Below are 12,785 nucleotides of genomic sequence, written 5' to 3' on the forward strand. Positions count from 1 at the left end.
CCATGGCCGGCAGCGACGCACGCGCCCTCTCCCGTTCGCTGCTCGACCTCTGCCGAATGCGCAAGCTGACGATCGCCACGGCTGAATCCTGCACCGGCGGCCTCGTCGCGGCCGCGCTGACCGACATCCCCGGCTCGTCCGACGTGATCGACCGCGGCTTCGTCACCTATTCCAACGACGCCAAGCGCGCGATGCTGGGGGTCGAGGCCGGCACGCTCGCCAATTTCGGCGCCGTCAGCAAGGAGACCGCGACCGCGATGGCGGTCGGCGCGCTGGAGCGCGCCGATGTCGATCTCGCCGTTGCCATCACCGGCATCGCCGGTCCCGGCGGTGCGACGCCCGGCAAGCCGGTCGGTCTCGTGCACTTCGCCGCCGCGGCGCGCGACGGCCGCATCATCCACCGCGAGCACCGGTTTGGCGCGATCGGCCGCAGCGCCGTACGGGCCCGCTCGGTGGTCGAGGCGCTGCGCATGTTGATGGATCTGGCCCGCGGCCCGCAGGCGCAGGCCAAGCCGAAACGCGCCGCCGCAGTCACCCGCCTGCGCCCGCGCGTCACCCGTTCGCCGCGCCGCCATGTCGCCAAGCGACGGCCCCCGCGCTCGCCGCGGGGCTGAACGCTTCAGGCCGCCGCCAACAGCGCGCTCGCGTGATCGAGCACGCACTGCTTGACTGCAGCGGCCTCCGAGGGTTTCGCCTTCGCACTGACGGTCAATTCCAAAATCGGTGCCGCGGGATTGCCCACATCGAGGACCTTTGTGACGGAGACGGTCGGTTGCGCATGGCCGTCGATGCGGGCATCGTTGCGCAGCTCCTTCAGAATGCGATCCGCGAGCGCATTGGCCGCGCCGGCCGGGACTGGAAACGCCACCTTGACCTCGCCCGTGCCGGGATAAACGCTGTGATTGACGATCGCCGCGCCCCACACCTGTCCGTTCGGCAGCAGGATCTGCGTGTTGTCGGCCGCGACCAGCTCGGTCATGAACAGCGACAGCGACTTCACCCTGCCGGCCTTGCCCGCGACCTCGACGTCATTGCCGATATGAAAAGGCCGGAACAACAGCAGCATCACGCCGGCGGCGAGATTGGAGAGCGTGCCCTGAAGCGCCAGACCAATGGCGAGCGATGTCGCGCCCAGCACGGCGACCAGGCTCGCGGTCTGGATGCCGAACAGCTGAAGCACGGCGATGCCTACCACCGCCAGCACGCCGTAACGGACGAGGCTGCCGACGAACAGCGTCACAAGCGGGTCGACGCGGTGCGTGACGTTCAGCAGGCGCGTGACAAAGCGTTGCATGGCGCCGGAGAGGTACCAGCCGACGGCGAGCAGCAGGATCGCGTAGATCGCATTCAGACCGTAAAGAACGAGCGAGGCCTTCAGCGTGTCGAAATTGATGGTCATGGCGGCTCCAACCCGGACAATTCCCTGCAAACTCGCTGCGGCGCGAAATGATCCGATGGAACCCGGACCCGTTAGCCGTATCGGCGCAGCACAATCGACCGCATTTCGTCGCGGGGAACAGTGGCGGATTGCGCCTTCGACCAACGCGCCCTTCGGCCCACGATTTCTTGTGTTACCTGTCGGGCAAAACAGCCAGTGGTAGGACAAGACCCCGATGAAAAAATATTCGCCTTTACAGAATTTCGGCTTTAGCGCATTGTCCCGCCACCTCATCCCGGTCAGAGGGGCGTATCGCGATCGTCACGAAACGTGGGGTGAGCCGTGGTGGACGTTTGTCACATCGGCGCGAAGGCATCGCAGGGCGGGCAACCGTGAGTGAGAGCCTACCGCGCGCACGACCGGTGTGACCCGCGTACGGCAAAACCGTGTCGTCCTGACGCCCGGGGTCTGTGCGTCAAGTCTTGTGGTGATGTGTGTTGCCCGACCGGGGGCGCATGTCAGCGATCTGCAAGGCGACGGGGGCAATAGTGCAACGCTCCCCGGGGAGAACTCGGCATAAGCCGTAAACCCACTGCGCAGGGAAGGCCGGGCTGTCCTGGCTACACCTGTATGCCGCTGTGCAGCTTTTAACACGCAGGATTCGCACAGTGGACCGCGGGTGCCAGCCGGCACCCGGTCTTCCCTGCGCCCTCTGACAAAAGAGGGTGCCGAGATGAAGCAAGACTCGGACAGAGACTGTCGCGAGACTGCATGGCCATGTCCGGTTTTCCAAAAAGCACGCAAGTTTGTCTAATTCGATCGAAATCGCGACGTAGACGGCGCAACCAAATGCCTTCGCGCGTGTCCGAGCTTGCGCGAGGATATATTGGCGCAATAATGCCGATCTACGTTGTGATCCGGAATCAACCGGACCAGCCCAGTGGAGGGCGACGAAATTGTTCGCTCGCGCCGCGACGCCAGTCGCTGTGATCATCACCTTGGCCGCCTTTGATGGTGCGGCCGCGCAAACAGCGAGCCAGCCGCCCGATACGATGGCGGCACGGGTCGAGGCCTGCACGCCCTGTCACGGCAACAAGGGCGAAGGCACCAGCGACGTCTATTTCCCGCGGCTTGCCGGCAAGCCGGCCGGCTATCTCTACAACCAGTTGCTCGCCTTCCGCAGCGGCCGCCGCAAATATCCGCCGATGAACTACCTGCTGGAGTTTCTGCCTGATCCCTATCTCGAGGCGATGGCGGAGTACTTTGCCGGCCAACATCCGCCGCTGCCGCAGCCGGCGCCGAGCGAGGTCAGCAAGGACGTGCTGGCGCTGGGTGAGCAGCTCGCCACCAGCGGCGATGCCGGCCGCAACATTCCGGCCTGTGTGAGCTGCCATGGCCCAGGACTCGCCGGCATGCAACCCGGCATCCCCGGCCTGCTTGGCCTGCGGGCTCCCTATATCAGTGCCCAGCTCGGCGCCTGGCGCTACGGCACCCGCACGGCGAAGTCGCCCGACTGCATGCAGCAGGTCGCAGGCCATCTGACCGAGGCCGACGTCACAGCAGTCTCTGCTTGGCTGGCGACACGTCCGGCGCCCGCGAACCCGGCCCCCGTACCGAAGGGCACCTACGCGCTGCCGTTCGGCTGCGGCAGCCAGCCCAATTGACGAGGCGGATGATGGGCTCGAAACTGTCGATCGCATTCCTCGTTCTCGCCGCGTTCACGACGGCAGCGCCGGCGCAGGACAAGTCTCCGAACAACGCCAACGACATCATCGCGCGCGGCGAATATCTGGCCCGGGCCGGCGACTGCACGGCGTGCCACACCGCGCCGGAGGGCCGTCTGTTCGCCGGCGGCCGCGCCATGCCGACGCCGTTCGGCACGCTCTACACCTCCAACATCACGCCGGACCCGGACACGGGAATCGGCAAATGGAGCGCCGACGATTTCTACAAGACCATGCACAGCGGCCGCTTCCCGGACGGCGGGCTGATCTATCCGGCGATGCCGTTCGCGTCCTACACCAAGGTCACGCGTGCCGACAGCGATGCGATCTACGCCTATCTGCGCTCGATCGCCCCGGTGAGCCAGAAGAACAAGCCGCACGAGTTGCGCTTCCCGTACGACAATCGCCAGCTCATCCTGGGATGGCGCACGCTGTTCTTCAGCGAGGGCGAGTTCAAGCCCGATCCGAAGAAATCGGCGGAATGGAATCGCGGCGCCTATCTGGTCGAAGGCCTCGGCCATTGCGGCATGTGCCATTCGCCGATCAATGCGCTCGGCGGCACCTCGCAATCGGATGCCTTCAAGGGCGGCCTGATCCCGATGCAGAACTGGTACGCGCCCTCGCTCACGTCCAACCGCGAGGCCGGCCTCGGCGACTGGAGCATCAAGGACATCACCGACCTGCTGCAGACCGGCGTGTCCATGCGCGGCGTGGTCTACGGCCCGATGGCCGAGGTCGTGCACAACAGCCTGCAATATCTCAACGACGAGGACACGCGCGCCATGGCGGTGTACCTCAAGGGCATCGCCGAGGGCTCGTCGCCGCCACCGGCAGCTACAGCTCTGCCGACCACCGAAAGCAGCCTGCTGATCAGTCTCGGCAAGACCGTCTACGACAAGCATTGCGCGAGCTGTCACGGCACGCAGGGCGAAGGCAAGCCGCCGCACTGGCCGCCGCTCGCCAACAACCAGTCGATCGAGATGCAGTCGGCGGTCAACCCGATCCGCATGGTGCTCAATGGCGGCTATCCGCCGGGTACCAAGGGCAACCCGATGCCCTACGGCATGCCGCCGTTCGCGGGCCTGTTGTCGGACAACGAGATCGCCGCCGTCGTCTCCTATATCCGCACCGCCTGGGGCAATCGCGGCACGCCGGTCTCGGCGCGCGAGGCCAACGAGCTGCGCTCCGCACCGCTGAACTGAGAGGCCGCATGTTCAACTCCGATCCGCCGACCAGCCCGGCGACTGCCGACCAGGCCGTCGAGGAGGTCGTCGCACAGGGCCCGTCCGGCGCAATCGTGCTGGCCGGCATCGCCACCGCTTGCGTGGTCGCGATGTGGTTCGCCTTCTATCTGTTCGTGTTCCTGCCGCGCGGGTCGCTGCAATGAGCGCCGAGGAAACGCATCAGGCCAGCGCCGAGGTGGCGGCCCGGGTCGAGCGGCGCTGGGCCACCATTGCCGTGATCATCGTCGTGATGATGGCGCTGCTGGCGGCTTTCGCCGGCATTCATCGCGCGACCATGCCGCAGCCGCGCGTCGAAACCATCGACCCCGCGCGAATTCATCTCTCGGGCGAGTTCGTCGAGGGTAATCTCGGCAGCGTGCTCGAGGCCAATGGTACCGTGACCGTGCGCGCCATCGGCCAGCAATATTCCTTCACGCCGGCCTGCATCGTGGTTCCCGCCGACACGCCGATCACGCTGCGCGCCACCAGCGCCGACGTCGTGCATGGCATCCTGATCCAGGCCACCAACGTCAACACCATGCTGGTGCCCGGCTATATCTCCGAGCAGCTGATGCGCTTCACCAGGATCGGCGACTATCTGATGCCCTGCCAGGAGTTTTGCAGCTTCGGCCACGAGGGCATGTGGGGCAAGGTCAAGGTGATCGACAAGGCCGAATTCGCCGATCGCGCGAAGGGTGGCGGGAGGCTGAGCTGTGTTGGTCAATAGGAAGCTCATCCTCGCCCATTTCTGGCTGGCCTTTGCCGTATTCGGCATCGCGCTCACGCTGGGCGCGTGGCAGATGTTCATCCGCAGCCCGATCGGCACCTGGCTGTCCAATCCCGAGCTCTACTACCGATCGCTGACCGCGCACGGCACGGTGATGGGCTACGTCTTCCCGACGCTGGTCGCGATGGGCTTCGGCTACGCCATCAGCGAAGCGGCGCTGCAGCAGCGCCTGGTCGGGGTGCGCTGGGCCTGGGTCGGATTCTGGCTGATCGTAGCCGGCAGCGTCATGGCGGTGATCCCGATCGCGCTCGGCCGCGCCTCGGTGCTCTACACGTTTTACCCGCCGCTGATCGGCAACGTTTTCTACTACCTCGGCGTCGTCCTGGTCGTGGTCGGCTCGTGGATCTGGGTCGCGCTGATGTCGGTCAATCTGCGCGTCTGGCGCAGGGCCCACCCCGGCGCCCCGGTGCCGCTCGCCATGTTCGCCAATGTCGCCGGCTCCTATCTCTGGGCATGGACCGCGGTCGGCGCCGCGCTCGAACTGCTGCTGCAGATCATTCCCGTTGCGGCCGGCCTGAAAAGCACCATCGATGCCGGCCTCGCCCGGGTGTTCTTCTCCTGGACGCTGCACGCCATCGTCTATTTCTGGCTGATGCCGACCTACATCGCCTACTACACCATCGTGCCGCGCGCGATCGGTGGCCGGATCTACTCCGACAGCATGGCGCGGATCTCCTTCATCCTGTTCCTGGTCGTGGCGATGCCGATCGGCATGCACCACACCTTTGCCGATCCGCAGGTCGGCGCCGGATTCAAGTTCATTCATTCCGCCTTCACTGCACTGGTGGCGCTGCCGACGCTGCTGACCGTGTTCACGATCTGCGCCTCGGTCGAGATCGCGGCGCGGCTGCGCGGCGGCCGCGGCATGTTCGGCTGGATCAGGGCCCTGCCCTGGGACAATCCGATGATGCTGGCGCTGGCGTTCTCCTTCATCATGCTCGGCTTCGGCGGTGCCGGCGGGCTCATCAACATGAGCTACCAGCTCGATGCGTCGATCCACAACACGCAGTGGATCACCGGCCATTTCCACCTGATCTTCGGCGGCGCCATCGTGATCATGTACTTCGCCATCGCCTATGATCTGTGGCCGCATCTGACAGGACGCGAGCTGATCGATGTCAGGCTGATCCGCACCCAGCTCTGGCTGTGGTTCATCGGCATGATCGTCACGACCTTCCCCTGGCACTGGGTCGGCATCCTGGGCATGCCGCGCCGCATGGCGTATTTCGACTTCGGCGATCCCGCGATCGCGCCGCAGGCGCTCTCCGTCACCCTGTCGGCGATCGGCGGCTTCATCCTGCTGGCGTCGGGCATCATGTTCATCGTCATCCTGGCGCGTGGCATGCGTACGCCCAAGATTGACGCCGGCCCCTACCGCTTTGCGCTGGCCGTGCACCAGCCGGCGACCGTGCCGGTCGCGCTCAACACCCACGCGCTGTGGGTCGCGCTGATGATCGGTCTCACACTGACCAATTACGGCTATCCGATCCTGAACCTGGCGCTGAGTTCGGGCACGTCGGTACCGGCCGTCTATGTGGGAGCGCAGTGATGAGCACGCGCGACCTCTTCACCCTCCGCAACAGTCATTTCAGGATTGGCGTCGGCATCACCGCCGCGATCCTGATTGTGACGGCGATTGCGGGCTTCATCGTGCTGCCCTTCGCACAGCCCTGGGTGAAATTCGCAGATGTCTGGGACGCGATCTGCAGTGCCGCCGGCGTGCCGCAGCGAGCGGCCGGCGTGACCGCGCCCGAACAGGGAAAACGCCTGTCTGAGGTCGTGCTGACCTCGAATACGCTGGCGCGCCCGAGCCAGGAAGCGATCGGCCGCGGCGCGACGCTGGCGCAGCGCTGTGCGATCTGTCACGGCCCGACCGGCGTCAGCCGCGCGGACTCGCCTAATCTCGCCGGCCAATATGCCGCCGTGATCTACAAGCAGTTGCACGATTTCCGCTCCGGCGCACGCACCAATGCCGTGATGTCGCCGTTCGCGATCAACCTGACCGACCAGGAAATCACCGATCTCTCCAACTATTACGCCTATCTGCCGCGGCTTCCGGCCTATCATCCGACGCCGCAACTGCCGAAGCCCAACATCGTCATCTACGGCGCGCCGATGCGCGGCATCGCGCCCTGCGGCGCCTGCCATGGCAGCCTCGACAACAAGACTGGCAGCCCGTGGCTGGAAGGACAATCCGAGGCCTACATGAAGGCGCAGCTCCACGCCTTCGCCGCCGGTGAGCGGCGCAACGACATCAGCCAGCAGATGCGCAATATTGCGCGCGCAATGACGCCGCAGGAGATCGAGGCGGCCGCGGCGTATTACGCCTCGCAGCCGCCGGACGTGGTGAAGGCGGTGGATTGAGCCCGGCTGTCATCGCGAGCGCAGCGAAGCAATCCAGAATCTCTCCGCGGTGGGATTTCGGTATGCTTCGTCGCTACGCTCCTCGCAATGACGATGAAGAGATGACTCCCTACGACGGCGCCAGCTTTCGCCCGTAGATCGCGTCCGCCCGCTTTTCGAACGCGGTCGAGAACCGCGCGAAGGCGGCATCGAACATCGAGCCCATCAGCAACGCCAGCATGCGGCTCTTGAATTCGTAGGAGAGGTAGAAACCGACGTCGCAGACGCCCTCAGCCCCCTCTTGGCCTTTGGGCTCGAACGTCCAGCGGTTCTCGAGATTGCTGAAAGGGCCCTGCAGATATTCGACCAGGATCTTCAAGTTGGCGCGGTCGAGGCTGACGCGGCTGGTGAAGGATTCCCTGACCAGCTTGAACGACACCGTCATGTCGGCGACCAGCACCTCGGTGCCATCGGGCTTGGCCATGCGCTGGCGCACCTTCAGCGCGCTGCACAGCGGCACGAACTCCGGATAGCGCTCGACGTCGGCGACAAGATCGAACATCTCGGAGGCGCTGTGATTGACACGGCGCTTGTTCGAAAATTTGGGCATGGTGACTCAGATGGCGGTTCAGCGGACGGTTGCGGCCCGCGCGGCCTTCAGTCTCGCAAAATCCTCGCCGGCATGATGCGACGAGCGCGTGAGCGGGCTCGCCGACACCATCAGGAATCCTTTGGTGTAGGCGACCTTTTCGTAGGAGGCGAACTCATCCGGCGGCACGTAGCGCATCACGGCGTGGTGCTTGCGGGTTGGTTGCAAATACTGGCCGATGGTGAGGAAATCGACGTCGGCAGAGCGCAGATCGTCCATCACCTGCTGCACCTCGTGTCGCTCCTCGCCGAGGCCGACCATGATGCCGGACTTGGTGAAGATAGCAGGGTCGAGCTCCTTGACCCGCTGCAACAGCCGGATCGAATGGAAGTAGCGCGCGCCCGGCCGCACCGTGAGATAGCGCGACGGCACGGTCTCGAGATTGTGGTTGAAGACGTCAGGCTTGGCGGCAACCACCAGCTCGAGCGCCCCCTCCTTGCGCAGGAAGTCGGGCGTCAGGATCTCGATCGTGGTCGAGGGGCACGCGGCCCGGATCGCCCGGATGGTCTCGGCGAAATGCTCGGCGCCGCCGTCGGCGAGATCGTCGCGGTCAACGGACGTGATGACGACGTGGGCGAGGCCGAGCTTGGCCACGGCCTCCGCAACGTTCCGCGGCTCGGCCGCATCCAGCGCGTTGGGCAGGCCCGTCTTGACGTTGCAGAAGGCGCAGGCCCGGGTGCAGGTATCCCCCATGATCATGAAGGTCGCGTGCTTCTTGTCCCAGCACTCGCCGATATTCGGGCAGCCCGCCTCCTCGCACACCGTGTGCAGGCCGTTGGCACGCACGATGTTCCGGGTGTCGGCATAACCGCGGGTATTGGGCGCGCGCACGCGAATCCAGTCCGGCTTCGGCGGCGAAGCGGAGTCGGGACGATTCACCTTTTCGGGGTGACGCGGGCGCAGCGGGTTCGTGATGGTATCGACAATAACGACCATGGTCTGTCCGGTCTGTTCAGGTCCTACCTAGTCTGTCTGCCTGCCTGCCGCAACCCGGCTCGCGCCGCTTCAGGGAACATGGCAGATATGGGCAATATCCTGCTCTGTTCTCAGGCGATTCTCACCTCGAATGGCTCCAGTATCGAAGACTTCCACACCGCGGCTCGGCAAGGTCCTGAAGCGAGCCTTTTTCGACCGCGACGTCCGCGAGGTCGCGCCGGACCTGATCGGTGCGACCATGCTGGTGGACGGCGTCGGCGGCATCATCGTCGAGGTCGAGGCCTATCATCATACCGAAGCTGCGGCGCATTCCTACAACGGGCCGACGCCGCGGAACCAGGTGATGTTCGGCCCGCCCGGCTACGCCTACGTGTACCGCTCCTACGGCATCCATTGGTGCGTCAACTTCGTTTGCGAGGAGGCCGGCTCCGCCGCCGCCGTGCTGATCCGCGCGCTGGAGCCGACACATGGCTTGGCGGCGATGCGCCGCCGCCGTCATCTCCAGGATGTGCACGCGCTGTGCTCGGGCCCGGGCAAGCTCACCGAGGCGCTCGGCATCACCATCGCCCACAACACCCTGCCGCTGGATCGGCCACCGATCGCGCTGCATGCGCGGACGGAAGACGTCGAGGTGGTGGCCGGCGTCCGGATCGGCATCACCAAGGCGGTCGAGCTGCCCTGGCGCTATGGCGTCGGGGGCTCGAAGTTTCTGAGCAAGCCGTTTCCGAAATAGGCCTCGAGCGCGATGAAATCGTCGCGCCTAAGGTTATTGTTTGAGCATGATCTTTCCGGAAAACCGCTGCACACTTTTCCGGACCATGCTCTACGAGGCCTGCTTCAGCCGCTCCAGCGCCTCGAGCAGCTTGGCCTTGCGGGCCAGCGCGGCCTCGCGCTTCTCGCGCTCCTCCTCGACAACCTCCTCGGCCGCGTTGGCGACGAATTTCTCGTTCGCCAGCTTGGACTCGGCGCGCTTGATATCGGCGTCCGCCTTGCCGATCTCCTTGTCGAGACGCGTGCGCTCGGCGGCGACGTCGATCACGCCCTTGAGCGGCAGCGCGGCCACCTCGCCGCGCACGAGCAGCTGAACCGCTCCGTCGGGTGCACGGTCGGCGAAGGAGATGTCCGACAGCCGCGCCATGCGCTTGATGATTTCGGTCCAGCGCGGCGCGCGCTCTCTCGTTTCGGCGGACGCGCCGACCAGAACCAGCGCCGTCAGCGTTGCCGGCGGAATGTTCATCTCGGCCCGTATCGAACGGATCTGCGTGATCAGGTCGATCACCCAGCCGATCTCCGCTTCCGCCTTGGGATCGGTGAAGTCGGCATGATCGAAGATCGGCATGACCAGCATCGGCGACATCAGCGGATCGGTCGGTCCGGCCGCAGCGGCAAGCATTGCGAGTTGCTCCGGCGTCGGCTCGGCCGGCTTCAGCGGCCATGGTGCCAATGCGAGCAGACCGCCGCGCTTGGCCGTCACTTCCCACAGCTCCTCGGTGATGAAGGGCATGAAGGGGTGCAGCAGCTTCAGGATCTCGTCGCGTGCCCAGGCGACCATGGCGCGGGTTTCGTCCTTGGCCGGGCTGTCCGGTCCAAGCAGGACGGGCTTTGCGAGCTCGACGTACCAGTCGCAATAGACATTCCAGACGAAGCGGTAGATCGCACCCGCGGCGTCGTTGAAGCGATAGGCTTCGATGGCCTCGGTCACCGCACGCGTGGTGTGCGCGCTCTCATGCGCAATCCAGCGGTTCAGCGTCTCCTTGGCCTTCGCCGGCTCGAAACCGTCGGGCACGGCGCAATGGTTCATCTCGGCGAAGCGCGACGCATTCCACAGCTTGGTCGCGAAATTGCGGTAGCCCTCGACACGGCTGGTGGCGAGCTTGATGTCGCGCCCCTGTGCCGCCATCGCGGCCAGCGTGAAGCGCAGCGCGTCCGCGCCGTATTCGTCGATCAGATTGAGCGGATCGATGACGTTGCCCTTCGACTTCGACATCTTGGCGCCCTTCTCGTCGCGGACGAGGGCATGAATGTAGACGGTCGAGAACGGCACCTCCTTCATGAAGTGCAGGCCCATCATCATCATGCGGGCGACCCAGAAGAAGATGATGTCGAAGCCGGTCACCAGCGCATTGGTCGGATAGTAGCGCTGCACTTCGGGCGCATCCGCGGGCCAACCGAGAGTCGAGAACGGCCACAACGCCGAAGAGAACCAGGTGTCGAGCACGTCCTCGTCACGGGTGATGAAGCCCTCGCGCTTGTTGCGGTCGAGCGCCATCTCACGGCCCTGCTCGGCCGTGATGACTTCCTGCTCGACGTAGTAGCCGAGCGCGTGGCTGACGGCCTCCTCCTCGGTCTCGGCGACGAACACCTTGCCGTCCGGGCCGTACCAGGCCGGAATCTGGTGGCCCCACCACAGCTGGCGCGAGATGCACCAGGGCTGGATGTTCTCCATCCACTCGAAATAGGTCTTTTCCCAGTTTTTCGGCACGAACGTCGTCGCGCCCGAACGCACCGCCGCAATCGCGGGCTTCGCCAGCGTCTTGGCGTCGACGTACCATTGGTCGGTCAAATACGGCTCGATCACACTGTTCGAGCGGTCGCCGTGCGGCACCATGTGGGTGTGCGGCTCGATCCGCTCGACGAAGCCGAACGATTCCAGCCGCTCGACGATGCGCTTGCGCGCGACGAAGCGGTCGACCTTGTGGAATTCCTCGGCGAACTGCGCGGCGCCTTCCGGCAGGTCCCGCAGATAATCCTCGTTGTCGACGAGATCGAGACAGCCTTCCCTGTCGATCACGCTGATGCGGGCAAGGCCGTGGCGATTGCCCACCTCGAAATCGTTGAAGTCGTGCGCCGGCGTGATCTTGACCGCGCCCGAGCCCTTTTCCGGATCGGAATAGTCGTCCGCGACGATCGCAATCTTGCGGCCGACCAGCGGCAGGACCACGTTTTTGCCGACCAGGTTCAGATAGCGCTCATCGTCCGGATGCACGGCAACGCCGGTATCGCCGAGCATGGTCTCGGGGCGCGTCGTGGCGACGACGATGAAGCTCGAGGGATCCTCGGGGCTGAATGTCCTGCCCTCGATCGGGTAGCGCAGATACCAGAGGTGGCCCTTGACCTCGGTCTGCTGCACCTCGAGATCCGAGATCGCGGTGAGCAGCTTGGTGTCCCAATTCACCAGCCGCTTGTCCTTGTAGATCAGCCCGTCGCGGTGCAGTTCGACGAACACCTTGACGACGGCCTTTGAGAGGCCCTCGTCCATGGTGAAGCGCTCGCGCGACCAGTCGCAGGAGGCGCCGAGGCGCTTGAGCTGGTTGATGATGGTGTCGCCGCTCTCGGCTTTCCACTGCCAGACCCGCTCCAGAAACTTCTCGCGGCCCATCTCGCGGCGGCCGGGCTGCTGGCGCTCCATCAGCTGCCGCTCGACCACCATCTGGGTGGCGATGCCGGCATGGTCGGTGCCGGGCTGCCACAGCACGTCGCGGCCGCGCATGCGCTCGAAGCGGCACAGGATGTCCTGCAGCGTGTTGTTGAGGGCGTGGCCCATGTGCAGCGAGCCCGTCACGTTCGGCGGCGGGATCACGATGGTAAACGGCACGGCGTCGCGGCGGTCGGGACGGCCGGCCTTGAACGCAAGGCTGTCCTCCCACACCACGGACATGCGGGCTTCGATATCGGCGGGCTGGTAATTTTTCTCGATCATGGGCGCTAGAAAGCCGCGTGTGCGGGGCAAGTCAACGGGAAGCTC

Annotated in this window: 12 protein-coding genes; 8 read left to right on the forward strand and 4 right to left on the reverse strand. The window is 65.2% G+C overall.

Features of this window, described 5'->3' with window-relative positions; genetic code table 11:
- Window positions 1-2: 2 nt before the first annotated feature.
- Entirely contained in the window at window positions 3-614 is a 612-nt protein-coding gene (locus JQ580_RS05100; RefSeq protein WP_212278594.1) for a CinA family protein, read from the forward strand.
- Between the two features lie 5 nt (window positions 615-619).
- Here the strand turns inward: JQ580_RS05100 and JQ580_RS05105 are convergent, their stop codons facing one another.
- Window positions 620-1,399: a mechanosensitive ion channel family protein gene (locus tag JQ580_RS05105; RefSeq protein WP_212278595.1), complete on the reverse strand. Its 780-nt coding sequence runs from the start codon at window positions 1,397-1,399 to the stop codon at window positions 620-622.
- A gap of 935 nt (window positions 1,400-2,334) precedes the next feature.
- Here JQ580_RS05105 and JQ580_RS05110 point away from each other — a divergent pair.
- The 6 genes from JQ580_RS05110 to JQ580_RS05135 are packed head-to-tail and all read left to right on the forward strand — an operon-like array spanning window position 2,335 to window position 7,476.
- Window positions 2,335-3,042 (forward strand): c-type cytochrome, encoded by a 708-nt coding sequence (locus tag JQ580_RS05110; protein ID WP_212278596.1) that lies wholly within the window; start codon window positions 2,335-2,337, stop codon window positions 3,040-3,042.
- Between the two features lie 11 nt (window positions 3,043-3,053).
- Complete coding sequence (locus JQ580_RS05115) at window positions 3,054-4,304, forward strand: c-type cytochrome (protein ID WP_212279211.1); 1,251 nt, start codon at window positions 3,054-3,056, stop codon at window positions 4,302-4,304.
- An 8-nt stretch (window positions 4,305-4,312) separates the two neighbouring features.
- Window positions 4,313-4,489, forward strand: a complete 177-nt coding sequence (locus tag JQ580_RS05120; protein ID WP_162848654.1) for a hypothetical protein — start codon at window positions 4,313-4,315, stop codon at window positions 4,487-4,489.
- Window positions 4,486-5,052, forward strand: coding sequence for a cupredoxin domain-containing protein (locus tag JQ580_RS05125; protein ID WP_212278597.1), 567 nt, complete (start codon window positions 4,486-4,488; stop codon window positions 5,050-5,052). The genes JQ580_RS05120 and JQ580_RS05125 overlap by 4 nt, the downstream gene beginning before the upstream one ends.
- On the forward strand, window positions 5,039-6,661 hold the full coding sequence (locus JQ580_RS05130; protein ID WP_212278598.1) for a b(o/a)3-type cytochrome-c oxidase subunit 1: 1,623 nt from the start codon (window positions 5,039-5,041) through the stop codon (window positions 6,659-6,661). Before JQ580_RS05125 ends, JQ580_RS05130 begins: the two co-directional genes overlap by 14 nt.
- Window positions 6,661-7,476, forward strand: coding sequence for a c-type cytochrome (locus tag JQ580_RS05135; RefSeq protein WP_212278599.1), 816 nt, complete (start codon window positions 6,661-6,663; stop codon window positions 7,474-7,476). The genes JQ580_RS05130 and JQ580_RS05135 overlap by 1 nt, the downstream gene beginning before the upstream one ends.
- Before the next feature lie 109 nt (window positions 7,477-7,585).
- On the opposite strand, the gene JQ580_RS05140 is transcribed toward JQ580_RS05135, so the two are convergent.
- Window positions 7,586-8,065: a type II toxin-antitoxin system RatA family toxin gene (locus tag JQ580_RS05140; RefSeq protein WP_212278600.1), complete on the reverse strand. Its 480-nt coding sequence runs from the start codon at window positions 8,063-8,065 to the stop codon at window positions 7,586-7,588.
- 18 nt (window positions 8,066-8,083) lie between these two features.
- Entirely contained in the window at window positions 8,084-9,040 is a 957-nt protein-coding gene (lipA, locus tag JQ580_RS05145) for a lipoyl synthase (protein WP_212278601.1), read from the reverse strand.
- Window positions 9,041-9,170: 130 nt separating this feature from the next.
- Between lipA and JQ580_RS05150 the strand changes: the two genes are divergently transcribed.
- Entirely contained in the window at window positions 9,171-9,773 is a 603-nt protein-coding gene (locus JQ580_RS05150) for a DNA-3-methyladenine glycosylase (RefSeq protein ID WP_212278602.1), read from the forward strand.
- A 90-nt stretch (window positions 9,774-9,863) separates the two neighbouring features.
- Here the strand turns inward: JQ580_RS05150 and JQ580_RS05155 are convergent, their stop codons facing one another.
- The gene (locus JQ580_RS05155; RefSeq protein WP_212278603.1) at window positions 9,864-12,740 is read right to left on the reverse strand and encodes a valine--tRNA ligase; all 2,877 of its coding nucleotides are present in this window, start codon (window positions 12,738-12,740) and stop codon (window positions 9,864-9,866) included.
- Between the last annotated feature and the right edge of the window lie 45 nt (window positions 12,741-12,785).

The organism is Bradyrhizobium sp. SZCCT0148 (assembly GCF_018129985.1).
GTDB classification, from domain to species: Bacteria; Pseudomonadota; Alphaproteobacteria; order Rhizobiales; family Xanthobacteraceae; genus Bradyrhizobium; species Bradyrhizobium japonicum_H.

What these genes read in the sequence shown, in the direction of transcription:
- JQ580_RS05140 (WP_212278600.1), bottom strand. Translation starts at nt 8,065, where the DNA reads ATGCCCAAATTTTCGAACAAGCGCCGTGTCAATCACAGCGCCTCCGAG.
- JQ580_RS05100 (WP_212278594.1), top strand. Translation starts at nt 3, where the DNA reads ATGGCCGGCAGCGACGCACGCGCCCTCTCCCGTTCGCTGCTCGACCTC.
- JQ580_RS05135 (WP_212278599.1), top strand. Translation starts at nt 6,661, where the DNA reads ATGAGCACGCGCGACCTCTTCACCCTCCGCAACAGTCATTTCAGGATT.
- JQ580_RS05150 (WP_212278602.1), top strand. Translation starts at nt 9,171, where the DNA reads ATGGCTCCAGTATCGAAGACTTCCACACCGCGGCTCGGCAAGGTCCTG.
- lipA (WP_212278601.1), bottom strand. Translation starts at nt 9,040, where the DNA reads ATGGTCGTTATTGTCGATACCATCACGAACCCGCTGCGCCCGCGTCAC.
- JQ580_RS05155 (WP_212278603.1), bottom strand. Translation starts at nt 12,740, where the DNA reads ATGATCGAGAAAAATTACCAGCCCGCCGATATCGAAGCCCGCATGTCC.
- JQ580_RS05105 (WP_212278595.1), bottom strand. Translation starts at nt 1,399, where the DNA reads ATGACCATCAATTTCGACACGCTGAAGGCCTCGCTCGTTCTTTACGGT.
- JQ580_RS05125 (WP_212278597.1), top strand. Translation starts at nt 4,486, where the DNA reads ATGAGCGCCGAGGAAACGCATCAGGCCAGCGCCGAGGTGGCGGCCCGG.
- JQ580_RS05120 (WP_162848654.1), top strand. Translation starts at nt 4,313, where the DNA reads ATGTTCAACTCCGATCCGCCGACCAGCCCGGCGACTGCCGACCAGGCC.
- JQ580_RS05115 (WP_212279211.1), top strand. Translation starts at nt 3,054, where the DNA reads ATGGGCTCGAAACTGTCGATCGCATTCCTCGTTCTCGCCGCGTTCACG.